This is a genomic window from Streptomyces sp. NBC_01537, assembly GCF_045040445.1.
In the GTDB taxonomy this organism is placed as follows: Bacteria; Actinomycetota; Actinomycetes; order Streptomycetales; family Streptomycetaceae; genus Actinacidiphila.
In genome coordinates this window covers 8,352,333-8,374,538 of the sequence record NZ_CP109392.1, presented here as the reverse complement: position 1 = coordinate 8,374,538, position 22,206 = coordinate 8,352,333, and the positions used below count along the sequence as shown (strand labels likewise).

20 protein-coding genes are annotated in these 22,206 nt (G+C 70.2%); 9 read left to right on the top strand and 11 right to left on the bottom strand.

Annotated features, from left to right (window positions below):
- Positions 1–64: 64 nt before the first annotated feature.
- The 4 genes from OG607_RS38475 (at position 65) to OG607_RS38460 (ending at position 4,662) form a co-directional block, all read left to right on the top strand.
- Entirely contained in the window at positions 65–1,438 is a 1,374-nt protein-coding gene (locus tag OG607_RS38475; protein WP_405733868.1) for a glutamine synthetase family protein, read from the top strand.
- Positions 1,438–2,808: an aldehyde dehydrogenase family protein gene (locus OG607_RS38470; RefSeq protein ID WP_405733866.1), complete on the top strand. Its 1,371-nt coding sequence runs from the start codon at positions 1,438–1,440 to the stop codon at positions 2,806–2,808. Before OG607_RS38475 ends, OG607_RS38470 begins: the two co-directional genes overlap by 1 nt.
- A 4-nt stretch (positions 2,809–2,812) precedes the next feature.
- The gene (locus tag OG607_RS38465) at positions 2,813–3,604 is read left to right on the top strand and encodes a 3-oxoacyl-ACP reductase (RefSeq protein WP_405733864.1); all 792 of its coding nucleotides are present in this window, start codon (positions 2,813–2,815) and stop codon (positions 3,602–3,604) included.
- Positions 3,605–3,666: 62 nt separating this feature from the next.
- Positions 3,667–4,662: a DUF2510 domain-containing protein gene (locus OG607_RS38460; protein WP_405737328.1), complete on the top strand. Its 996-nt coding sequence runs from the start codon at positions 3,667–3,669 to the stop codon at positions 4,660–4,662.
- Between the two features lie 45 nt (positions 4,663–4,707).
- On the opposite strand, the gene OG607_RS38455 is transcribed toward OG607_RS38460, so the two are convergent.
- Positions 4,708–6,288: a TROVE domain-containing protein gene (locus OG607_RS38455; protein ID WP_405733862.1), complete on the bottom strand. Its 1,581-nt coding sequence runs from the start codon at positions 6,286–6,288 to the stop codon at positions 4,708–4,710.
- A 389-nt stretch (positions 6,289–6,677) separates the two neighbouring features.
- On the opposite strand from OG607_RS38455, the gene OG607_RS38450 reads away from it, so the two are divergent.
- On the top strand, positions 6,678–7,580 hold the full coding sequence (locus OG607_RS38450) for a 5'-3' exonuclease H3TH domain-containing protein (protein ID WP_405737326.1): 903 nt from the start codon (positions 6,678–6,680) through the stop codon (positions 7,578–7,580).
- Between the two features lie 35 nt (positions 7,581–7,615).
- Entirely contained in the window at positions 7,616–8,467 is an 852-nt protein-coding gene (locus OG607_RS38445; protein ID WP_405733860.1) for a siderophore-interacting protein, read from the top strand.
- 75 nt (positions 8,468–8,542) lie between these two features.
- On the opposite strand, the gene OG607_RS38440 is transcribed toward OG607_RS38445, so the two are convergent.
- The 3 genes from OG607_RS38440 to OG607_RS38430 all read right to left on the bottom strand — a co-directional run bounded on the left by OG607_RS38440 (position 8,543) and on the right by OG607_RS38430 (position 11,213).
- Complete coding sequence (locus OG607_RS38440; RefSeq protein WP_405733858.1) at positions 8,543–9,322, bottom strand: ABC transporter permease; 780 nt, start codon at positions 9,320–9,322, stop codon at positions 8,543–8,545.
- Positions 9,319–10,344 (bottom strand): ATP-binding cassette domain-containing protein, encoded by a 1,026-nt coding sequence (locus OG607_RS38435; RefSeq protein ID WP_405733855.1) that lies wholly within the window; start codon positions 10,342–10,344, stop codon positions 9,319–9,321. The genes OG607_RS38440 and OG607_RS38435 overlap by 4 nt, the downstream gene beginning before the upstream one ends.
- A gap of 164 nt (positions 10,345–10,508) precedes the next feature.
- Positions 10,509–11,213 carry a PadR family transcriptional regulator gene (locus tag OG607_RS38430; RefSeq protein ID WP_405733852.1) on the bottom strand — a complete coding sequence of 235 codons (705 nt, stop codon included), beginning with the start codon at positions 11,211–11,213 and terminating at the stop codon, positions 10,509–10,511.
- A gap of 214 nt (positions 11,214–11,427) precedes the next feature.
- Between OG607_RS38430 and OG607_RS38425 the strand changes: the two genes are divergently transcribed.
- Positions 11,428–12,990, top strand: coding sequence for an amino acid permease (locus OG607_RS38425; protein WP_405733849.1), 1,563 nt, complete (start codon positions 11,428–11,430; stop codon positions 12,988–12,990).
- On the opposite strand, the gene OG607_RS38420 is transcribed toward OG607_RS38425, so the two are convergent.
- The gene (locus tag OG607_RS38420) at positions 12,893–13,696 is read right to left on the bottom strand and encodes a tyrosine-type recombinase/integrase (RefSeq protein ID WP_405733846.1); all 804 of its coding nucleotides are present in this window, start codon (positions 13,694–13,696) and stop codon (positions 12,893–12,895) included. The two genes, OG607_RS38425 and OG607_RS38420, sit on opposite strands and share 98 nt — an antisense overlap.
- 274 nt (positions 13,697–13,970) lie before the next feature.
- Positions 13,971–14,246, bottom strand: a complete 276-nt coding sequence (locus OG607_RS38415) for a helix-turn-helix domain-containing protein (protein WP_405733843.1) — start codon at positions 14,244–14,246, stop codon at positions 13,971–13,973.
- 83 nt (positions 14,247–14,329) lie between these two features.
- Here OG607_RS38415 and OG607_RS38410 point away from each other — a divergent pair, with 83 nt between their 5' ends.
- Together OG607_RS38410 and OG607_RS38405 are read left to right on the top strand one after the other, a co-directional pair.
- Positions 14,330–15,022: an HAD family hydrolase gene (locus OG607_RS38410; RefSeq protein ID WP_405733840.1), complete on the top strand. Its 693-nt coding sequence runs from the start codon at positions 14,330–14,332 to the stop codon at positions 15,020–15,022.
- 149 nt (positions 15,023–15,171) lie between these two features.
- On the top strand, positions 15,172–16,191 hold the full coding sequence (locus OG607_RS38405) for a hypothetical protein (RefSeq protein ID WP_405733837.1): 1,020 nt from the start codon (positions 15,172–15,174) through the stop codon (positions 16,189–16,191).
- 224 nt (positions 16,192–16,415) lie between these two features.
- On the opposite strand, the gene OG607_RS38400 is transcribed toward OG607_RS38405, so the two are convergent.
- The 5 genes from OG607_RS38400 to OG607_RS38380 all read right to left on the bottom strand — a co-directional run bounded on the left by OG607_RS38400 (position 16,416) and on the right by OG607_RS38380 (position 22,204).
- Complete coding sequence (locus OG607_RS38400) at positions 16,416–17,081, bottom strand: TetR/AcrR family transcriptional regulator (protein WP_405733834.1); 666 nt, start codon at positions 17,079–17,081, stop codon at positions 16,416–16,418.
- 236 nt (positions 17,082–17,317) lie between these two features.
- Positions 17,318–18,322, bottom strand: a complete 1,005-nt coding sequence (gene hpaD / locus OG607_RS38395; protein WP_062039154.1) for a 3,4-dihydroxyphenylacetate 2,3-dioxygenase — start codon at positions 18,320–18,322, stop codon at positions 17,318–17,320.
- Positions 18,322–19,806, bottom strand: a complete 1,485-nt coding sequence (hpaE, locus tag OG607_RS38390) for a 5-carboxymethyl-2-hydroxymuconate semialdehyde dehydrogenase (protein WP_405733830.1) — start codon at positions 19,804–19,806, stop codon at positions 18,322–18,324. The genes hpaD and hpaE overlap by 1 nt, the downstream gene beginning before the upstream one ends.
- The gene (dapA, locus tag OG607_RS38385) at positions 19,803–20,750 is read right to left on the bottom strand and encodes a 4-hydroxy-tetrahydrodipicolinate synthase (RefSeq protein ID WP_405733827.1); all 948 of its coding nucleotides are present in this window, start codon (positions 20,748–20,750) and stop codon (positions 19,803–19,805) included. The genes hpaE and dapA overlap by 4 nt, the downstream gene beginning before the upstream one ends.
- Positions 20,747–22,204 carry a fumarylacetoacetate hydrolase family protein gene (locus OG607_RS38380; RefSeq protein ID WP_405733824.1) on the bottom strand — a complete coding sequence of 486 codons (1,458 nt, stop codon included), beginning with the start codon at positions 22,202–22,204 and terminating at the stop codon, positions 20,747–20,749. The genes dapA and OG607_RS38380 overlap by 4 nt, the downstream gene beginning before the upstream one ends.
- Positions 22,205–22,206 lie beyond the last annotated feature (2 nt).

Here is a 22,206-nt window from a genome sequence, read left to right as displayed (position 1 = left end):
TCCAACCCGATGCCCAGCCCGTAGTTTTGGATCACCTGACGGCCGGTAGGAGAGGTGGTCCCCCGTGGTGCACCGCAAAGCCCCGCTCAGCACCGACGATCTGCGGCGACTTGTCGACACCGGTGAGACCGACACGGTCGTCGTCGCCTTCACCGACATGCAGGGACGCCTCCAGGGCAAGAGATTCGCCGCCCGCCACTTCCTCGACGACGTCCTGGAGCACGGCACCGAGGGCTGCAACTACCTGCTCGCCGTGGACGCGGACATGAACACCGTCGAGGGCTACGCGATGTCCTCCTGGGAGCAGGGCTACGGCGACTTCGCCATGCTCCCCGACCTCGCCACCCTGCGCCGCACCCCCTGGGACGCGGGCACCACCCTCGTGATCGCCGACCTGACCTGGCTGGACGAGGCCGCCGCGCCCGTCGTCGCCTCGCCGCGCCAGATCCTCCGCCGCCAGCTGGACCGGCTGGCGGAGCGCGGCTGGGCGGCGTACGTCGGCACGGAGCTGGAGTTCATCGTCTTCAAGGACACCTACGAGCAGGCCTGGTCCGGCGGCTACCGGGACCTGACCCCCGCGAACCAGTACAACGTGGACTACTCCCTGCTCGGCACCGGCCGTGTGGAGCCGCTGCTGCGCAGGATCCGCAACGAGATGGGCGCGGCCGGCATGCGCGTGGAGTCCGCGAAGGGCGAGTGCAATCTCGGGCAGCACGAGATCGCCTTCCGCTACGACGAGGCGCTGACCACCTGCGACCAGCACAGCGTGTACAAGACCGGCGCCAAAACCATCGCTGCGCAGGAGGGCTTCGCGCTCACCTTCATGGCGAAGTACGACATGCGCGAGGGGAATTCCTGTCACATCCATCTCTCGCTGCGCGACGAGGACGGCGGGGCGGTCTTCGCGGACGAAGAAGGCCACATGTCGGAGACCATGCGGCACTTCCTCGCCGGACAGCTCGCGGCGCTGCGCGACTTCTCCCTCCTCTACGCGCCCAACATCAACTCCTACAAGCGCTTCCGCCCCGGCTCCTTCGCCCCGACCGCCGTCGCCTGGGGCCCGGACAACCGCACCTGCGCCCTGCGCGTCGTGGGCCACAGCCCGGCCGCCCTGCGCCTGGAGAACCGCGTCCCGGGCGGCGACGTCAACCCGTACCTCGCCGTCGCGGGCATGATCGCGGCCGGGCTGTACGGGATCGAGCACAAGCTCGCCCTCCCCGAGCCGGTCACCGGCAACGCGTACACCGCCGAGGCCGTCCAGCACGTGCCGACGACGCTGCGCGAGGCGGCGCAGCTGTGGGAGGCCAGCCCGATCGCGGCGGCGGCCTTCGGCGAGGAGGTCGTCGGCCACTACCTGAACATGGCCCGCGTCGAGCAGGATGCGTACGACACCGCAGTGACCGACTGGGAGCGCTACCGCTCCTTCGAACGCATGTGATGAGGTCCCCCGTGCTCGAAGTGCTCAACCCGGCCACCGAAGAGGTGATCGCCACCGTCCCCGCCGCCGGGCCGCGGGACGTGGACGCCGCCGTCGCCCGCGCCGCCCGCGCGCAGGAGGGCTGGGCGGCGCTGGCCCCCGCCGACCGGGCGCGGCTGCTGCGCCGCTTCGCGGCCGTGGTGGACGGCCGCACCGACGAGCTGGCCGCCCTGGAGGTGCGCGAGGCGGGCCACACGGCCGGCGACGCCCGCTGGGAGGCCGGCAATGTCCGGGACCTACTGGACTACGCGGCCGGGGGCGTCGAACGCCTCAACGGCCGCCAGATCCCGGTCGCGGGCGGCATCGACATCACCTTCCTCGAACCGCTCGGGGTCGTCGGGGTGATCGCGCCCTGGAACTTCCCGATGCCGATCGCGGCCTGGGGCTTCGCCCCGGCCCTGGCCGCGGGCAACGCGGTGATCCTCAAGCCCGCCGAGACCACCCCGCTGACCGCCCTGCGGCTCGCTGAGCTCGCGCTGGAGGCCGGGCTGCCCGAGCACCTCTTCCAGGTCCTGCCGGGCGCCGGGCCGGTAGCGGGCGCGGCGCTGGTGGAGCACCCCGGCGTGGCGAAGATCGTCTTCACCGGCTCGACGGCCGTCGGCAAGCAGATCATGGCCAAGTGCGCGGACAGCCTCAAGCGCGTCACCCTCGAACTCGGCGGCAAGTCCCCGAACATCGTCTTCGCCGACGCCGACCTGGAGAAGGCCGCCGCCACCGCGCCCGGCTCCTTCCTGGACAACGCCGGGCAGGACTGCTGCGCCCGCACCCGCATCCTCGTCCAGCGCCCCGCATACGACCGCTTCCTGGAGCTGCTCGAACCCGCCGTCCACGCTGTCACCGTCGGCGATCCGGCCGACCCGGCCACCGGCATGGGCCCGCTGATCTCCGCCGCGCAGCGCGACCGCGTCTCGGCGTACGTGGGCACCTGCGAGGACGTCGCCATTCGCGGCAGTGCCCCGCAGGGCAAGGGCTTCTGGTTCCCGCCGACCGTCCTGACTCCGCGGGACCCGGCCGCCCGGGTCGCCGTCGAGGAGATCTTCGGGCCCGTGGCGGTCGTGCTCCCCTTCGACGACGAGGCGGACGCCCTGCGGCTGGCCAACGCCACCGCGTACGGCCTGTCCGGCTCCATCTGGACCCGTGACATCGGCCGCGCCCTGCGCCTGGCCCGCGGCACCCGGGCCGGCAACCTGTCGGTGAACTCCCACAGCTCGGTGCGCTACTGGACCCCCTTCGGCGGCTTCAAGCAGTCCGGGCTCGGCCGCGAGCTGGGCCCGGACGCGCTGGCGGCATTCACCGAGACCAAGAACGTATTCATCAGCACGGAGGACTGATCCAGTGACCCAAGCAGAGCAAGCACCGGTTTGCCGCCGTCTCGTGGGCCGCACCGCGGTGATCACCGGCGCCGGCAGCGGCATCGGGCTCGCCACCGCCCGCCGGCTGGCCTCCGAGGGCGCGAACGTCGTCTGCGCCGACATCGACGAGACCGCCGGCAAGGCGGCCGCCGCCGAGGTCGGCGGCATCTTCGTCAAGGTGGACGTCACCGACGCCGAGCAGGTGGACGCGCTGTTCAGGACGGCGTACGACACCTACGGATCCGTCGACATCGCCTTCAACAACGCGGGCATCTCACCGCCCGACGACGACTCGATCCTCACCACCGGCATCGAGGCCTGGAAGCGCGTCCAGGACGTCAACCTGACCTCCGTCTACCTGTGCTGCAAGGCCGTCCTGCCCTACATGCAGCGCCAGGGCCGGGGCTCGATCATCAACACCGCGAGCTTCGTCGCCGTCATGGCCTCCGCCACCTCGCAGATCTCGTACACCGCCTCCAAGGGCGGCGTCCTGGCCATGTCCCGCGAGCTGGGCGTGCAGTTCGCCCGCGAGGGCATCCGGGTCAACGCGCTGTGCCCTGGCCCGGTCAACACGCCCCTGCTGCAGGAGCTGTTCGCCAAGGACCCGGAGCGGGCCGCGCGCCGGCTGGTGCACATTCCGCTGGGCCGGTTCGCCGAGGCGCCCGAGATCGCGGCGGCCGTCGCCTTCCTCGCCAGCGACGACTCCTCGTTCATCACCGGGTCGGAATTCCTGGTGGACGGCGGGATCGCGAGCGCGTACGTGACCCCCTTGTAATCGGGACAGGCCGTCATCTCACGGGATTCTTAGCCTGAGGGACTTAAATTTGGCCCGTGACGATGACGACCCCGCCCGGCTGGTACCCCGAGCCCGGGCACACAGGTAACGACGCCCCTGCCCTCGAACGCTGGTGGGACGGGACCGAGTGGACCGAGTACACCCGCAACGCCCAGGACCCGGCCTCGGCCACCGCTCCCCTGCCCGGCTACCCGCCCTATCCCCCGGGTGATGTGGTGGCCGGAGGTGCCCCGGCGGTGCGGAGCCGCGGCCGGATAGCCATCGCCGTGGTGGCCGCGGTCGTCGTGGTCGCGGCGGTCGTGGGCGGTGTCGTCGCTCTCACCTCGAACGGCAACGACAGCAGTAACGACACTTCGGCCGGCCGGCCGAACCCCTCCGCCAGCGCCCCCTTCGGCGGCGGCCCCAGCGGCTCGCCCGGTGACCAGGGCCAGGGCGGCCCTGGCGGCCCCGGCGGCGGGCAGAGCGGCGCGCCGTCCACGGCCCCGTCGGCCGTGCCGAGCGCGGAGGCGGGCTTCCTGCCGGATGTGCTGGACGGCGTCAGCATCCCGCTGCCGGACGGCTGGAGCGGGGGCTACGACTCGTCCGGCAAGGCGGTGATGGTGGTCGGGGAGTACGCCTGCCCCGCCGACGCCACCCTGTCCTGCGCCCGGGGCGGGCTCAACGCCCTCCCGGCCAAGACCGCCGGGCTCAAGGCCACGACCGCCGAGGCCGCCGCCAAGGAGGACATCTCCAAGGCGGCCACCGAGGCGTACGGCACGAAGGCCTACGGCGCGATCACCTCCCACACCCAGCTCAAGTCGGAGGCCGTCACCGTCGCCGGGCAGAAGGGCTACCTGGTCCGCTGGAAGGTCGTGACGACGAAGGGCGACGACGGCTACGTCCAGTCGGTCGTCTTCCCCTCGCCCAGCGACAGCTCCAAGCTGGTCGTGCTGCGCTTCGGCTTCGACGTCAGCTCCAAGGCCCCGACGCTGTCCGTGATGGACACCATCACCAAGGGTGTCAAGGAAACGGGATCCTCCTCCGGCACCGGGGTATGACCGAAGCCCCCCCGGGGCGGCCTGAGCCGCTCCGGGGGGTGACGATCAGGCCGTGGCCTCGCGGGCTGCCGCCCAGGGCCAGGCCGCGAGGCCGTCGCCGCTGAGCAGGCCGACCATCGTGAACAGCTTGTCGCTGAAGCCGCCGATCTCGTAGCGGTTCGGCCGGCCGGCGTCGAGGACGGCCGGTGCGTAGCCGGTCGTGTTGACCCCGAACACCGGTACCTGGGCCGGGACCGCCGTGGACACCGAGCCGCCGCCCCAGGGGGCGAAGGCCTGCATGTCCGAGATGATCACGACCCGGTCGTGCCCCCGGTAGGTGGCCCGGATCGCGTCGACGGTCTGCGTACCGTGTCCGACCTCGCCGATGCGCGCGCAGAAGGCCTCGATGTCGCGCAGCAGCGAGCCCCCCGGCTTGAGCTTGTGCCGGAAGTGGCCGTCGGCGAAGCCGACCAGGTCGACGTCCGAGCCACGGTGGGCGAGGACGGCTCCGAAGAGGGCGCCGATGTCCACGTGCCGGACCTGGGAGCGGGCCGAGACGGGGTTCCCCATGGAGGCGGAGGTGTCGACGAGGACCAGGGTGCGGCCCGGCAGCCGCGGCACGTTGGCCGTGGCCGCCGTGAGCGCCTTGTCCAGGGCGTGGCCCCAGCGCAGCGAGGGCGCGGCGCGGTAGGCGGACAGGAAGCGGTACGGGAACTGGCGGGACCGCGCGACCTGCTCCGGGTCGGCGAGGCGCGCCGCGAGCTGCTCGGCGATCTCGTCGGGCACGGCGGCCTCGTCCAGGTTGCGCAGGTTGCGGATGGCGGCCATGAGGCCCATGGAGGGCAGCACGGCGCTCCACGCGCCCGCGTCCATCGGCCCCTGCAGCCAGCCCGCGAGCGCCTCCCAGGTCATCCCGGCACGCGCAAGCGTCTCCGGGCCGTCCGGCCGGTCCAGGACCGCCCGGCGCTCCTCCACCGGCAGGGCCATCAGCTCGGCCCGGGCACGCAGCATGCGCAGCGCGTCCGGGACGGCCTCGTCCCGGTTGTGACGGCGGTCGATGGCGTGCTTGAACAGGGGACCCTGCCAGGCCGCCTTGTCCGGGTCGGGCGCCGCGTGGACGAGCTCCAGGACGTCCGCGAAGCGGTAGCCGCGGGTGTCGGTGTCGTACTTCAGCAGCGACCGCTCGTTGTACAGCCGGCGTACGGCGTCCGCGAGCCCGCGCTTGACGGGCTTGGGGACGGCGCGGCCGTAGGAGGCGGTCCAGTACACGAGGAACTCGCCGGGCTCGTCGGCGCGCAGGCACGCGGCGTCGACCAGGCGGCGGTTGTCGCCGTGCAGACCGGCGTCCAGGCGGGCCCTGACCGCCTCGGCGGCGGCGACCAGCGAGGCGGAGCGCATGTTGGCCTCGCCGCGCAGCCAGCCGACGAAGCGGGCGGTCCAGTCGGCGTCCTCGACGGCGACGGCGCGCACGAGGGTGCGGAAGCGGTCGTCGCGGTCGCCGGCCTTCTCGTAGAAGGTGTCCTCGCCGACCATGTTGACGACGGCGAGGAGCACGAGGTCGTGCTTGGTGTCGCGGGTGAAGGCCGCGCCGCCCTCATAGGTGAGGGCGGCGGCCGCCTTGCGCACACGGAAATTGAACTTGCTCATGAGATTCCCCCGTTGGTGCAGCGCCCGAGATCAGAAATCGGCTGCGGACTTGTGCCAATGCTCTTCCGGTTGAGCTACGCCACCCCATGCGACGGCGGGACTTGAACCCGCAACCCTTGGATCCGAAGAAGTAACCGCGACCTGCGCACCGGGCGCTCCGGTGCCGTGCGCGCGCCTCCCGAGGTCGGAGCCGGCGACGGTACAGCCATTCCGCGTGAACGGAACGGCTTTCAGGAATCGAACCCAAATCAACCGAAGTAACCGTCGTCTTCGCACCGGGAGGTGCGTTCACACCGCAAACTCTAAGGATTCACGGATGGGGCGTCATGTGGTTTTCGCCGCTGTCAGTGATGTACGGCATCATCGGGAAGGTGACGACGCGACGCCTGATGCTCCTGGACACGGCCAGCCTCTACTTCCGTGCGTACTTCGGCGTGCCCGATTCGGTCCGGGCACCCGACGGCACCCCGGTGAACGCCGTGCGCGGGCTCCTCGACTTCATCGCGCGCCTGGTCGCCGACCACTCCCCCGACGATCTGGTCGCCTGCATGGACGCCGACTGGCGGCCCCAGTGGCGGGTGGACCTCATCCCCTCCTACAAGGCCCACCGGGTGGCGGAGGAGGTGCCCGAGGGCTCGGACGTGGAGGAGATCCCCGACACCCTGTCCCCGCAGGTGCCGGTCATCGAGGCGGTCCTGGACGCGCTGGGCATCGCCCGGATCGGCGTCCCGGGCTACGAGGCCGACGACGTGATCGGCACCCTCACCGGGCTGGCCCCCGGGCCCGTCGACATCGTCACCGGCGACCGCGACCTGTTCCAGCTGGTGGACGACGCGCGCGGCGTGCGCGTCCTGTATCCCCTCAAGGGCGTCGGCAACCTCGACCTCGTCGACGCGGCCTGGCTGCGCGCCAAGTACGGCGTCGACGGCTCCGGCTACGCCGACCTCGCCCTGCTGCGCGGCGACCCGAGCGACGGCCTGCCGGGCGTGCCCGGCGTCGGCGAGAAGACGGCGGCCAAGCTGCTCGACGCGTACGGAAACCTGGCCGGGATCATGGCGGCCGCCGCCGACCCGCTGTCGAAGATCACCCCGGCGCAGCGCAAGCGGCTGGTCGAGTCCCGGGAGTATGTCGCCGTGGCCCCGAACGTGGTGCGGGTGGCGGGCGATGTTCCGCTGCCCGCGTTCGACCCTGCGCTGCCGAAGGAGCCGGCGGATCCCGAGGTGCTCGAGGCGCTGGCGGAGCGGTGGGGCTTGGGCGGATCTTTGCAGCGCCTGCTGAGCGTATTGGGTTAGGCTTACCTAAGTAATCACATCATATGGAGGTCCGCATGGCAGACCGTCCGGCGCGCAAGCCGCGGCAGTTGCACCGAGGGCGCGTCGAACGCGTCGAGCGGCTCACCCCGCACATGATCCGTGTCGTGCTCGGCGGCGACGGGCTCGCGAACTTCGACACGGGCGACTACACCGACCACTACATCAAGATCCTCTTCCCCGTCGACGGCGTCGACTACGGCCCTGGCCCCTTCGACCCGGAGCGCGTCCGGGCCGAGTTCCCGCGCGAACAGTGGCCCGTGCAGCGTACGTACACCGTCCGCGGCTGGGACGCCGGGACCCGCGAGCTGTCGGTCGACTTCGTCCACCACGGCGACGAGGGCGTGGCCGGCCCCTGGGCCGCCAACGCCCAGCCGGGTGACGAGCTGGTCTTCGGCGGCCCCGGCGGCGCCTACGCACCGGCCGAGGACGCCGACTGGCACCTGCTGGCCGGCGACGAGAGTGCCCTGCCCGCCATCGCGACGGCCCTGGAGCGGCTGCCCGCGGGCGCGCGGGCGTACGCCTTCATCGAGGTGGACGGCGAGGCGGACGAGCAGAAGATCGAGACGGCCGCGGACGCGGAGATCGTCTGGCTGCACCGCGACGGCGCACCGGTCGGCAGCGAGCTGGTGCGTGCCGTGTCCGGGCTCGAATTCCCGGCGGGCGAGGTGGACGCCTTCGTGCACGGCGAGGCGGGCTTCGTGAAGGAACTGCGGCGCGTCCTGCGGGTGGAGCGGGGCGTGGCGCGCGAGCGGCTGTCGATTTCGGGCTACTGGCGTCTCGGGCACGACGAGGACGGCTGGCAGTCGTCCAAGCGGGTCTGGAACGAGCAGGTCGAGGCCGAGCAGGAGTCGGCTTCCGCCTCCTGAAGACGTGCCGAAAGGCGTACCGAAAGACCTGCCGAGGGCCGCGCCGCCGCAGGGGCGGCGCGGCCCTCGGCACGTTCAGACCGACTTCTGGTACGTGCGGAAGGTCCGCGTCGACAGCCACACCGCCGCGACCGCCACCGCGAGCAGCGCGCCGCCGCGGCTGAGCACGACACCCCAGTCGGGGCTGTCGGACATCGCCGAACGACCGGACACCATCGCCCAGTTGACCGGGTTGTAGTCCGCGACGTGCCGCATCCAGGACGGCATCAGGGCCGGGGCCATGAAGGCGGAGGACAGGAAGGTCAGCGGCAGCAGCAGGAAGGTGTTGATGCCGATGATGCTCTCGCGCTGCCGCACCAGCATGCCGATGGCGTTCGACAGGGCGCCGAAGACCGTGCCCAGCAGGATCGAGGCGGCGATCAGGATGAGGATGCCGCCGATGCCGCCCGGGTAGTGCGCGCCACTGGCCTTCCCCAGCAGGACGATGCACACCGACTGGAAGGCGGTGGACAGGCCGAGCTGCACGACATTGCCGTTGATGATGGCGCTGCGGCTGACCGGGGTGACGAGGAAGCGGTTCAGCGTCCCGCGCTCGATCTCCTCCAGGGTGCCCATGCCGGCCCACATGCTGGAGCCCAGTGCGCTCATCACGACGATGCCGGGGACGAGGTAGTCCAGGTAGGACGTGGCGCCGAAGCCGGGCAGTTCGACGACCTTGCGGAAGAGGGCGCCGAACAGGAACAGCCAGATGATCGGCTGGATGAGGGTGATGACCAGGAAGACCGGCTGCCGCAGTATCGCCATGAGCTGACGCTGGGTCATGTACCAGGTGTGGGTCAGGGTGTCGGTGCTCATCGCGCGCCTCCGGCGGTGATCAGGTTGTCGTCCGCCTCGGCGAACCGGCGGCCCGCGTACCGCAGATACACATCGTCCAGCGACGGCCTGGCGACGGTCACGGACGCGACCGCCGCGCCCTCCCGCTCCAGTACGGCCAGCACGCGCGGCACCGCCGCCGCCCCGTCGTCGGCCCGGGCGCTGAGCCGCCGCCCGTCGAGCACGGCTTCGCGTACGCCCGCGAACTCGCCCAGCGCGGTCTCCAGCAGCTGTGCGTCGACCGGGCGGACGCCGTCGCGCAGCTCGATCTGGACGGCGTCGCCGCGCAGTTCGCCCTTGAGCTCGTCGGGGCTGCCCTCGACGACGACGCGGCCGCGGTCGACGATGGCGATGCGCTCGGCGAGCCGGTCCGCCTCCTCCAGGTAGTGCGTGGTGAGCAGGATCGTCAGTCCCTCGTCGCCGGCGAGCCGGGAGATCTCCTCCCACATCGCGGTGCGGGCCTCCGGGTCCAGCCCGGTGGTCGGCTCGTCCAGGAAGAGCACCTCGGGCCGGTGGACCAGGCCGAGCGCCACATCGAGCCGGCGCTGCATGCCGCCGGAGTACGTACGGACCATGCGCTTGGCGGCGTCGGCCAGGTCGAAGCGCTCCAGCAGCTCGTCGACCCGGCGGACGAGGGCCGCGCCCCGGACCCCGTACAGCCGGCCCTGCAGCAGCAGGTTGTCACGGCCGGTGGCGACCGGATCGGCTCCGGACTTCTGGGCCACGACGCCGATGGCGCGGCGTACGCGGTCGGGGTGGCGCAGGGCGTCGTGCCCGGCGACGACGGCGGTGCCGGAGTCGGGGCGGGCAAGGGTGGTGAGGATCTTGACGGTGGTGGACTTGCCGGCGCCGTTGGGGCCGAGCAGTCCGAAGACGGTGCCCGCCTCGACGGTGACGCCCATGCCGTTCAGGGCCTTCACATCGCCGGGGTAGGTCTTGACCAGGTCGCGCGCCTCGATGGCGGGCGCACGCATGCCTGGGTTCGCGCTTGAGCTCGCGCTCATGACGGAGTCCTCCATGGTGATCGGTGAACCGATCCACGGGAGGGAGCCGGGCTATCCTGGGTGTGCTGGCACCTCGATCGCCTGGCCTGTTCCCGCAGGTCCGGTCCGGGGTCTTGTCCCCGGTGTCCGCTGTTCCCGCAGCAGGCACCGGGGTTTTCTCTTGTCTACTCAGCAGCCGGCGGATTCAGCTTCGCCAGTTCCTCCTTGATGCGCTCAGCGGCGGACGTGTCCTTCACCTGCTCCTCGATGTCGGCCCACTCCTGCGGTACTTCACGGGTCTCGTGCCACTGCCGCCACTCGGCGGTGCCGGAGAGCGTGCCCTCCTTGAGCTCATCGAGAAGGCCGCGCACCCACTGGACCTCGGCGTCCATCATGTGGAGCTGGTACTCGGTCTCGATCGTGAACACCCGTGGCAGGTCGTCCCGCAGCTTCTCCAGCACCGCCCGGGTACTGGCGGCCTGCAGCTCGATCTTGCGGGCGCGCTCCCCGAGCAGATCGACGGCCTCGTCCACCGGCAGGATCAGCATCAGCGAGAGCGCCGACTCGAAAGCCGGGTACTCCTCCTGCGGCACCGCGACCAGGTCGGCGAGCCAGTCGTGCATCTCGACCGCCCCGGCCTGCGTGAGCCCGTACAGCGTGCGCTCGGGGCGGTTGCCCTGCCGCTGGACGCCGGCGACCTCGACGAAGCCGTGCTTCTCCAGATTCTGGACGACGGTGTAGAGCGAGCCGTAATTGATCTTGATGCTCTGCTCCTTGCCGCGCTGGCGGAGCACCTGGGCGATCTCGTACGGATGCATGGGCCGCCCCTCGCCGAGCGTCGCCATCACGGCCAACGCCAGGGGGTTGCTGAGCTTTCGCCGCTTCGCCACGACCCACCACACCTCGCTCCCGTATATCCGTAGCCGAACATATCGCGAATGGGCCGACCTTGACAACCGCGATACATCGCGAGTTTGCCAGGCGTGGGCAGTGAGGAGTTAGGAGCGCGGGCGATACGGCCGTGTCACGCGGGCGAAACGCCTCGCCTCTAATTTCTGTCAACCGACAGGAATCAGCAGGCATCAGCGACAGGGGTCCTCCGACATGACCGCCACCGCCCCCACCGACGCCACCACCGCCCACTCCGACGCCGACTCGCAGGAACTCGCCGGTTTCGGCTACCGCCAGGAACTGCACCGCAGCATGGGCCGTTACGCCTCCTTCGCCGCGGGCTTCTCCTTCATCTCCGTACTGACGACGGTCTTCCAGTTCTTCGCCTTCGGCTACTCCTTCGGCGGCGCCGCCTTCTTCTGGACCTGGCCCGCCGTCCTCCTCGGCCAGCTCCTGGTCGCCGCCTGCTTCGCCGAACTCGCCGCCCGCTACCCGATCTCCGGCGCGATCTACCAGTGGTCGACGCGGCTGAGCACCCCCGCCTTCGGCTGGTTCGCGGGCTGGATCATGGTCATCGGCCAGGTCGTCGTGGTCGCGGCCGCGGCGCTCGCCCTGCAGGTCGTGCTGCCCGCCATCTGGTCCGGCTTCCAGATCGTCGGCGGCGACCCGTCACCCGTCACGTCCACCGGAGCCGCGAACGCCGCGCTGCTCGGCGTCGTCCTGCTGGTCCTCACCACGATCGTGAACATGCTGGACAACCGCATCATGTCCGCGATCAACCGGATCGGCGTCACCGCCGAGATCATCGGCGCCGCCCTGATCATCGTGCTGCTCTTCACCCACGTCGAACACGGCCCCGGCATCACCTTCCACACCGGCGGTCAGGGCGGCGCGATCGGCGCGCTCCTCGTCGGCTCCTTCAGCGCCGCGTACGTCCTCATCGGCTTCGACAGCGCCGGCGAGCTCAGCGAGGAGACCCACGCCCCGCGCCGCACCGCCCCCCGCACCATCCTCACCGCCCTCGCCGCGGCGGGCGTGCTGGGCGGCCTGCTGCTCCTCGCCGGCCTGCTCGCCGCGCCCAGCCTCACCGACGGCCGCCTCGCGACCGAGGGCCTGAGCTACGTCCTGACCAGCAGCCTCGGCGACGGCGTGGGCAAGGCCCTGCTCGCCGACGTCACCGTCGCCATCGCGGTGGCCACCCTCGCCATCCAGACCGCCGGCTCCCGCATGCTCTTCTCCATGGCCCGCGACGGCGTCCTCCCCTTCTCCGCCCGCCTCGCCAAGGTCTCCCCCCGCACCGGCATGCCCAGCGCCACCGCCCTCGTAGTCGGCGTCGGCGCGGCCGCCCTCTGCCTCCTCAACCTCCTCTCCCCCGACGCCTTCCTCGCCATCGGCACCACCTGCATCGCCATGCTCTACCTCGCCTACGCCATGGTCACCGGCCCCCTCCTCCTCCGCCGCCTCCGCGGCGGCCTCCCCACCCCCGAGGGCCTCCCGGCCACCGACGAATCCGGCCACCCCCTCTTCTCCCTCGGCCGCTGGGGCATCCCCGTCAACGCCCTCGCGCTGGCCTACGGCCTCGTGATGACGGTCAACCTCGCCTGGCCGCGCGCCGCCGTCTACGACCCGACGGGCGGGCACTGGTACTTCCAGTGGTTCACCGTGCTGTTCCTGCTGGTCACCGTTGGCGCCGGGGCCCTGTACCGGTGGCGGAGCGCACAGCGCGTGCACTCGGCTGAAGAACCCGCTCCGGCTCTCCCGGAACCGATTCGATAGCCGCCGCGGTCGTGTCCTCCTCGGTCGACCAGAAGCCGACGTATCTGTCGAGAGTGATCGACGGCTTGGAGTGCCCGATGCGGACCTGAACCAACTTCACGTTCTCCCGCTTCGTGATCAACGTCGTAGCGTAAAAGTCCCGAAGACTGTGAACCGTGCACTTCTTCGGGACACGCACTTCTGTCCCGCTCGCCACGAGAAGCTTGTCGGCGTCCGCACGGATGCGCCCCCAGATACGGGACCATGTCGACCGCCGCATGGGATTCCCGTGATCGCCCGTGAAGAGCAGACGTGCGGGCGGCACATGTGGGTTGAGCGGGTCGGTCCGGTCCTCGATCTTGACCGCGACGGGCGAGAACTCAGTGACGTGCATCGAGACCGCCGTGACCGCCGACTGAGCCAAGGGAACTTCGCGGTAGCTCTCGGGCGTCTTGAGCGGCCCGAGGTACTGCGGGCCCTTGTCCGGCGTGCACAACTGTTGGGACGCTTCGACCTTCCGCCGCAGGAAGTCGGACCCGTCCTCCAAGCCGATCAACTCGCCCTGGCGAAGGCCGCTGGATGCAGCGAGCCGTATGAGGGCCTTGTACCGGCCCGGCGCCGCCTCGATGAGCGCCCGGACGGCGAGCGCCTCCGGCACGATGACCGTCCGGCGCACCTCCGGCAACTTCACGCCATCGCACGGGTTGGCCCTGAGCCCGAGCCCCATGCATCCACGAACGCAGAGTGCGCTGGTGGTTGACGGGGGTGGCCACTATGGCGTGCATGGGCGCGGTTCCGTTCGCTGACCTGCGGTTTTCTCCGGGGTCCGTACATTGACATGGTTGGCGAAGGGTGTTCCACTCGTTAGCCGCTGTTAGGCGTCTGCCGTAGGCGAACTTCCGCCATCGCGGCTGCCGCCAGCGCTCACGGCGACGACATCAGTAGCCGACCGAGCAGCACCATGCTTGCCGGGTCGCGCGGTGCCTCCCAGCAGCTCGCACTTACCTCATCACCCGCCACCAGGCCCGCCCCTGGATGACCTCGATGGTCTCCGACCGCAGCGCCTCGAGGTGCGCCGGTCGCTGACGATGGTTGGGCCAGAGGTACGCCTCGTCCACCTGCAGGTGCTTGGCCGCGGCGAAACGATGGCGGCGGTGTGGCATGCGTTCTTTGGTAAGCCAGCGGTCGACGGTCTTCGGGTCGACCGAGCAGAGCTCGGCGAGCATTTCGACAGTGATCCCCCGCTGGACGAGTGCGGAGCGCAATCGTCCATTCACGCTGGTCATCCAACCGGACTTGTCGTCCCGCTCGCAAGGACGTCCGCCCGGGGGAGAGTCTGCACTTTGTTTACCCTGGCAGGGTGCCACTCATCGTGCTCTGGGACATCGACCACACCCTCATCGACAATGCGGGCGTCAGTAAGGAGATCTACGCCGCCGCGTTCACGGCTCTTGCCGGCCGGTCGCCGGTGCGCCCCGCGCGTACGGAGGGGCGGACGGATCGGTTGATCATCTCCGACATGTTCGCTGACCACGGCCTGGAACCACCCCGCTGGGAGGACGCCCTTCCTGCGCTGGAGGCGGCCGGAGCCGGGCGGGAGAGCAGCCTCGGCAAGCGGGGCCGGGTCCTGCCGGGGGTGTATCAAGCCCTCAAGGCGGTGGCCGAGGAGGACGGCATGGTCTCTTCCGTTCTCACGGGAAACATCGCGGCCAACGCACGGGTAAAGCTCAGCGCCTTCGGTCTGGACGCTCTCCTCGACCTCGGAGTCGGTGCCTACGGTGCCGACTCCGCTGACAGGTCGGAGTTGGTGGATCTGGCGCGGAGCAGGGTCCGAGCGGTCTACGGGACGCCGGACGACACCCCCGTGGTCCTCATCGGCGACACTCCCCGAGACGTCGATGCCGCCCTCACCTCAGGTGCCCACATCGTGGCGGTGGCCTCCGGAGTCGACAGCGCCGACGCGCTTCGACGGGCCGGTGCCGATCTCGTACTCCCTGACCTGAGCGACGTGAATGCCCTGATGGACCACTTGCGGATGCTCGCGCTCAGCTAAAACGTCCCAAGACGTCCTCAGGTCGTCCCCGGAGGCGGTTCTGCCGTCCCATCCTTCTCCAGCACGCTCTTGTCTCGTCGGCGCCGAAGTGCAGTTGGCCGCCGGCGTAGCACAAGGACTTCTCGGCCTTCTGGGACGGAGCGTGCAACATGCCGGTACTGCTTGGCGAACCATCCGCATCGATCGCTTCACTCGCGCACGTCGAGCGCCTTGCCACCCGGTACGCCGTTCCCGTCGAGGACGCGCTGCTCATCTCGATCAACCTCCACGGGATCTCGTCGGACGTCCCGCGACACCGGGCACGCGTTCTTGTACGTCTCGCCACCGCTCCCTCAGTGCCCTGGCAGGTCATCGTCCCTCTGAATGCCGCCCGTTCGCCGTTCCACCTCGAAGACGGACAGCTGACGCTCGGTGGCGAGTCGATCGGCAGTGTCGAGCGCATTGACGCCGACGAAGCCGTTGGCGGCTACTTCCGGGACGGTGGCCGTGCGGCGACGCTCAATCCCAACGCCCGGAGTCGCTGCGTGGGGTGTGCCTTCTGCCCGAACACCCTGGAGTCCGCAGCCGATCCGCGGCTCTCGGAGGAGCGGGAACTGAGCGAGCTGCTGGCCGCGATGTCGGAGCAACACCCCCGCGGAGACCTGACCGAACTCCGCGAGATCACCGTCTCGACCGGCTGCTTCGAACGCGAGCAAGCGGCGGTGGACCACCTCACGGCCCTCCGCATTGTCCTCAACGAGCACAGCATCGAGGCGCGGATCGGATTCCTTACCTCGGTGCTGCGCACTCAGGAAGCATTCGAAGAGCTCGCCGCCCGCGTCTCCCCGTTCGTGCTGCGCCTGACCGCGGAGTGTTTCACGCGTCGCGACCTGCTCCTCAAGGCCAGCAAAGCCACCCTCGCAACGTCTGAGATGGCGCAGGTGCTCAGGCGTGCGCTGGGCGCCGGCCACGGCACCTCGTTCACGTACGTCGTCGGTCTCGACGACCTGGACTGTCTCCGACCAGGGCAGCCGAGTGCCTGCAGTCGTTCCAAGTTGTCGGCGAGCCGCTGCGCGTTTGCGGCGTCCGCCCACTGCAGCGCTCCGCTGGGAAAGTATGACGGTGCGCCGCGCAGTTGCCCGGCGAGCCTGGCGTGCTCCTCCATCCCCGCGAGGTTCAGCCGGTGGTAGTTGGGGTCGGGCTTGCGGCTGGAGTTGGTCCAGGCGTAGGTGGTCGCGGTCGTGCCGGTGCCGGCTCCCCGCTGATCGAGCAGGAGAACGTCCTCCGGCGACGGCAAGCTGCCTCGCGACGCTCACGCCCAGCACGCCGGCACCGACGATGATGACCTTCATTGTGTGCGCATCCTTTCTGGTAGCCGCAGGGCCGCCGGAGAGGACCGGGACGACAGTCCGCGTCACGTGGCGCGGGTCAGCAGCGGCATGGCAACTCCGTCGACCAGATACTCGACGAACTCCGCATCCAGAGGCAGACCGAGCAGAGCGTGGCGCATGAACAGGGCCGGCGCACAGAGCTCATCGATGAACCGCACGTCCTGGTCCAGAGCGAGTTCTCCACGCCGTTCTGCCCGCTCGCAGACAGCCCGGACGGGCGGTACGGCGGGGATCAGCAAGGGGCGCAGCAGCGCCGCGAGCTCAGCATCATTGCGCATGGTGACGAAAAGACCGCTGATCACGGCGCCTGGCTCGCCACTCATCCATTCGGCGAGCAACTGGAGGTATGCCAGGAGGTCGCCGCGCAGCGTGCCGGTGTCCGGCACCTGCAGGTCTTCGGCGGGGCGGAAGCTGATGGCCGTGGTCACCAGTTCCGCCTTGGTGGGCCAGTGCCGGTACAGCGTGGCCTTGCTCGTCCTGGCGCGGGTCGCCACTGCCTCGTAGTGCAGTCCCTGGTAACCGGACTCAGCGAGTATCTCGTAGGCGGCTCGCAGGATGGTCCGCTCACGGCTTGCCGAGAGCCGCATCTTGGCAGACCGGGCGACCGCCGTGGTCGGTGCCGCCTGCTCGGACATGGCGCCCCCTCGCTCTACATCGTGGACGATCTCGGCGCGTGCCCGAACGCTCATCCCGCAACGGTTGAGTCGGGCAGTTGCCTCGACAAAGTCGGAGCCTTGGACGGCTCCTTGATCCTTTACAGGATACGCGGCATTCGACGCGGCCACCGAACGGTTTCCGAGGTCGGGTCACCCCTGCTGACCAGTGAAGATGCCAGTTCTGGCGGCCACGGGACCGGAATCACGCTCTGACCCCGCCGTGCGGAACAGCTCCGGTGCCGCACCCGGCACCGGAGCTGTTCGCGCGGTCAGCCGAGTCCGTCGGCGCCGACTTGGACGGCGGACTCGTCCAGCAGGGAGCTGCTCACCGGCTGCTGCCGTCCGTCGAGGTCGAGAACCGGGGTCGCCTCCTTGTACCAGGACTCGATCACCGCGTTGCCCCAGAAGTCGCGGCGGCGGTCGTCGTTGACGTTCCACCGGTATGTCTCGTGGTCCGGGTCGCCGGTGTAGTAGTCGGAGGTGTAGATCTCCACCCGGTGGCCGTCGGGATCGCGCAGGTAGACATAGAAAGCGTTGGAGACACCGTGTCGGCCGGGCCCGCGCTCGATGTGCTTCTCCTCGTGCAGCGCGCCGAAGATGTCGGCGGTGCGCAGCACCTGGTGGGACTCGTGGGTGGCGACGCCCAGGTGGTGCAGGCGGGGGCCGGCCCCGCCGGTGAAGGCGACGTCGTGGACGGTCTGCTTGCGGTACATCCAGGCGGCGTACAGCTCGTGTTCGTCACCCTCGATGGTCTCCGAGCAGCCGAAGCCTAGGGACTGGTAGTGGGCGTAGGCGGCCGGGATGTCGGGGGTGCAGATGTTGAAGTGGTCCAGGCGGGCGATCTGGGCGCCGCGGTGGAGGTCGTAACGCTGGATGAGGCGCTCACCACGCTCGATCTCGTGGAAGAACTCGACCGGGAAGCCGAGCGGGTCGACGACGCGTACGGCGTCCCCGACTCCGACCGTGCCCTCGCCCTTCTTCAACCGCTTGACGGGGCGGCCGAGTTGGCGGAAGAACTTCTCCGCCTTGTCGACGTCCTCCGGGGTGCGGACTCGGTAGGAGATGTGGTCGAGAGCGGCGATCTCACCCTTGCGCAGCACGAGCGAGTGATGGGTGAGCTCATCGGTCCCGCGTAGGTAGAGGGAGTCGGCGTCCTCGTACTGGACGTGGAATCCGAGCATGTCCACCCAGAACCAGCGGGCCCTGGCCAGGTCGGTGACGGCGAGCTGGGCGTAGGCGGAGCGCACGACGTCGGGTGCGGCTGTTCCAGTCATCAGACGGCTCCGAATCGTGGCGTGTGGACGTCACCGAGGGCGACGTGGACGATCTTGGACTCGGTGTAGAAGTCGATGCTGTGGGCGCCGCCCTCCCGGCCGACGCCGGAAGCCTTGACACCGCCGAAGGGGGTGCGCAGGTCACGGACGTTGTGCGAGTTGATCCAGACCATGCCGGACTCGACGGCGTGCGCGATGCGGTGGCCGCGCTTGAGGTCCGAGGTCCAGATGTACGCGGCCAGGCCGAACTGGGTGGCGTTGGCCAGCTCGATCGCCTCGGCCTCGGCGTCGAAGGGCGCGACGGCCACGACGGGGCCGAAGATCTCCTCCTGGAAGATACGGGCGTCACGGGACACGTCGGCGAACACGGTCGGCTGGAGGTAGTTGCCCTCGGTGAGGTGGTCCGGGCGGGCGCCGCCCGCCACCAGCCGGGCCTCCTTCTTGCCGATCTCGACGTAGTTCAGGACACGCTCGTAGTGCTCCGTGTGGACCAGCGCCCCCACCTCGGTGGCGGGGTCGGATGGCAGGCCGACCCTGACCCGGTCGGCTCGCTCGGCGAGGCGGCGGGTGAACTCCTCGTACAGCGGGCGCTCGACGAGCACCCGGGAACCCGCCGTGCAGCGTTCGCCGTTGAGTGAGAACACACCGAAGACCACGGAGTCCAGGGCCGCCTCGATGTCGGCGTCGGCGAAGACGACGACCGGGGACTTGCCGCCCAGCTCCATCGACGTGGTCTTGAGGTGCTCGGCCGAGGAACGGATGATGTGGCGGCCCGTGTCGGTCGAGCCCGTGAAGGAGATCAGCGGCACGTCCGGGTGGTCGACGAGGGCCTGCCCTGCCTCCTCGCCAATGCCGTGGACGATGTTCACGACTCCGGCCGGCACGCCCGCCTCGGCGAAGATCTCCGGCCAGAGCGAAGCCGACAGGGGCGTCCACTCGGCGGGCTTGAGGATGAGCGTGCAGCCGGAGGCGAGGGCAGGCGCGAGCTTCCAGCTCTCCAGCATGAACGGGGTGTTCCACGGGGTGATCAGGCCGGCGACCCCGACCGCGGTGCGGACGACGTAGCTGAACTGCTCACCGCCCTGCCGGAAGGCCTCCTCGCCGAGCGCGACGATGACGTCGGCGAAGTAGCGGAAGTTCTCCGCGGCGCGCCGCGCCTGGCCCTTGGCCTGGGTGATCGGCAGGCCCGAGTCGTACGACTCGAACCGGGCGAGGCGGTCGTGGCGGGCCTCGACGGCGTCGGCGATGCGGTACAGGACGCGAGCGCGTTCGCGATTGGATATCGACGACCAGCCGGGGAAGGCGGCCCGCGCTGCCTCGACGGCCCGCTGGACGTCGTCCTGCGCACCCCGTGCGGCCTGTGTGTAGGCGGTGTTGGACACCGGGTCGGTGACGTCGAAGGTGCGGCCGTCGGCCGCGTCGACGAGTTCGCCACCGATCCAGTGCCGGATGGTCGAGGGCAGGCCCTCGGGGGCGGTGCTCACTTGTCGGCTCCGTTCTGCTGCGCTGCGAGCTGTTGCGTCAGGTCCCCGCCCTCGGCGAGGAGGGTGCGGATGCGGGCCAGACCCGGGGCGGTGGGCGTGATGAGCGGCGGCCGTACGTGAGGCGAGGCGATCCGTCCCTGCTGGGCGAGGACCCACTTCGCCGGGGCCGGGTTGGTCTCCACGAACAGCAGGTCCACCAGCGGGTGCAGCCGGTAGTGCAGGTCCCGTGCGCCCTCGAAGTCCCCCGACTCCCACAGCTCGTACATCCTTGCCACGGCGGTCGGCGCCAGGTTGGCCACTGCGCTGACGAAGCCGGCACCACCCAGCGCGAGCAGCGGCAGGCAGAGGAGCTCGATACCGGACCACACCAGCAGCGAGCGGCCGCAGGCGTGCAGCACGCGGGAGAAGTGTTCGAAGTCCTTGGTGGTCTCCTTGACTCCGACGAAGTTGTCGAAGTCGGTGAACAGCCGCCTCACCGTCTCGGGGGCGATGTCGACCGCCGTGCGGGAGGGCACGTTGTACGCGACGATCGGCAGGTCCGGGAACTCCCGGGCGACCGTGGCATACCACTGGTACAGCGCCTCCTGGGTGGGGCGCGCGTAGTAGGGGGTGATCACCAGGGCCGCGTCCGCTCCCAGGTCCTGGGCGGCGGCCGTCAGCTCCAGGGTCTCGTTCAGCTTGTGCGAGCCGGTTCCGGGAAGGAAGGGCACCCGGTCGCCGGTCTCCTCGACGGCCGTACGCATGGCGGCGATCCGCTCGGCGACGGTCTGTGCGCTGGGCTCGCCGGTGGAGCCGCCGAGCGAGATGCCGTGCGAACCGGACTCCAGCTGGAAGCGGATCAGGGAGCGCAGGCTGTCGTGGTCGACGGCGCCCTCGTCGGTGAACGGGGTGACGACCGGGGCGATGGATCCGCGGATGGTGGCGGGATCGCTGCGGAACTTCATGCGGTTTCTCCTTGCGACTCTTGCGAAGGGGCGTGGCTGCGGCGCCACTGCTCGAACGGTTCGCGCCAGTCGGGACCGAGGGGATACAGCCCGTCGACGCTGTGCCCGGCACGTACCTGCTCGGTGATGAAGCGCTCTCGCAGCTCCTGCTCCCGGCAGTCGGCGATCAGCTCCTCGGCCAGCTCGGGTGGCACGACCACGACACCGTCCGCGTCACCGACGATCAGGTCGCCCGGCTGCACCAGCGCGCCACCGCACGCGATGGGCACGCCCGAGTCCCACGGGACGTGGCGGCGGCCCAGGACGGAGGGGTGCTCCCCGCCGTGGTAGACGGGCAGGCCGAGTTCGGTGACCGCGGCGCTGTCGCGCAGGCCGCCGTCGGTGACGACTCCGGCCGCACCACGCGTCTGGGCACGCAGCGCGAGGATGTCGCCGAGCGTCCCGGCGGAGGTGTCGCGGCGGGCGTCCATGACGAGCACGTGGCCCGGCCTCAGCTCCTCGATCGCCCGCTTCTGGGCGTTCATGCCGTTGCCGTACTTCTTGAAGAGGTCCTCGCGCAGAGGCAGATAGCGCAGGGTGTGCGCGACGCCGACCATGGTCCGGTCCGGCAGCGTGGGGCGGACGCCGTCGATGGACATGTGCGGCAGGCCGCGGGCACGGAGCTGTGCGCTGAGGGTGGCCACGGCGACCGAGCGCAGCCCCTCCTCGAACCGCTTGTCCAGCAGGGGCGCGGGAGTGTAGGCCGTCCCGTACGCGGCCTCCCGCTCCGCCGGATCGGCCTTGGGCATCGCCCCGTACGGGTCCAGCGGGGGCCCGGCGGCGACGGGATTGCGGAGGCGGCCGGTGGACAGCCCGTTTCCGGTCACCTCGACCTCGACCACGTCACCGGGGGCGACCACGGAGGCACCGGCCGGCGTGCCGGTGAGGATGACGTCCCCCGGCTCCAGGGTGACCTGCCTCGACAGGTCCGCGATCAGCTCGCCGAACGGGAACAGCAGGGTGTCCGTGGTGTCGTCCTGGACCAGTTCTCCGTTGACCCAGGTCTGCAACCGCAGGGCGGCCGGGTCGAGTTGGCGTGCGTCCAGCAGCCGCGGCCCGATCGGCGTGAAGCCGTCTCCGCCCTTGGAGCGGAGGTTGGAGCCGCGATCGGCGTAGCGCAGGTCGTACACACCGGCGTCGTTGGCGGCGGTCACCCATCGCACGTACTGCCAGCCGGCCTCGGGCCGCACCCGCTGCGCGCGCGAGCCGATGACGAGGGCGATCTCGCCTTCGAAGCCGAGGAGTTCGCATCCCTCGGGGCGGACGAGTGCCTCCTTGGTGCCCGCCAACGACGAGGGCGGCTTGAGGAAGTACGACGGATGGGCGGGGATCCGGCCGCGCTCCTTGGCGCGGCTGGGGTAGTTGAGATGCAGAGCGATGATCTTCGACGGGGAGTTCCCGAGCGGGTGCGTCATGT

What these genes read in the sequence shown, in the direction of transcription:
- OG607_RS38470 (WP_405733866.1), top strand. Translation starts at nt 1,438, where the DNA reads ATGAGGTCCCCCGTGCTCGAAGTGCTCAACCCGGCCACCGAAGAGGTG.
- OG607_RS38460 (WP_405737328.1), top strand. Translation starts at nt 3,667, where the DNA reads ATGACGACCCCGCCCGGCTGGTACCCCGAGCCCGGGCACACAGGTAAC.
- OG607_RS38455 (WP_405733862.1), bottom strand. Translation starts at nt 6,288, where the DNA reads ATGAGCAAGTTCAATTTCCGTGTGCGCAAGGCGGCCGCCGCCCTCACC.
- OG607_RS38450 (WP_405737326.1), top strand. Translation starts at nt 6,678, where the DNA reads ATGCTCCTGGACACGGCCAGCCTCTACTTCCGTGCGTACTTCGGCGTG.
- OG607_RS38445 (WP_405733860.1), top strand. Translation starts at nt 7,616, where the DNA reads ATGGCAGACCGTCCGGCGCGCAAGCCGCGGCAGTTGCACCGAGGGCGC.
- OG607_RS38440 (WP_405733858.1), bottom strand. Translation starts at nt 9,322, where the DNA reads ATGAGCACCGACACCCTGACCCACACCTGGTACATGACCCAGCGTCAG.
- OG607_RS38435 (WP_405733855.1), bottom strand. Translation starts at nt 10,344, where the DNA reads ATGAGCGCGAGCTCAAGCGCGAACCCAGGCATGCGTGCGCCCGCCATC.
- OG607_RS38425 (WP_405733849.1), top strand. Translation starts at nt 11,428, where the DNA reads ATGACCGCCACCGCCCCCACCGACGCCACCACCGCCCACTCCGACGCC.
- OG607_RS38420 (WP_405733846.1), bottom strand. Translation starts at nt 13,696, where the DNA reads ATGGGGCTCGGGCTCAGGGCCAACCCGTGCGATGGCGTGAAGTTGCCG.
- OG607_RS38405 (WP_405733837.1), top strand. Translation starts at nt 15,172, where the DNA reads ATGCCGGTACTGCTTGGCGAACCATCCGCATCGATCGCTTCACTCGCG.
- OG607_RS38400 (WP_405733834.1), bottom strand. Translation starts at nt 17,081, where the DNA reads ATGAGCGTTCGGGCACGCGCCGAGATCGTCCACGATGTAGAGCGAGGG.
- hpaD (WP_062039154.1), bottom strand. Translation starts at nt 18,322, where the DNA reads ATGACTGGAACAGCCGCACCCGACGTCGTGCGCTCCGCCTACGCCCAG.
- dapA (WP_405733827.1), bottom strand. Translation starts at nt 20,750, where the DNA reads ATGAAGTTCCGCAGCGATCCCGCCACCATCCGCGGATCCATCGCCCCG.
- OG607_RS38380 (WP_405733824.1), bottom strand. Translation starts at nt 22,204, where the DNA reads ATGACGCACCCGCTCGGGAACTCCCCGTCGAAGATCATCGCTCTGCAT.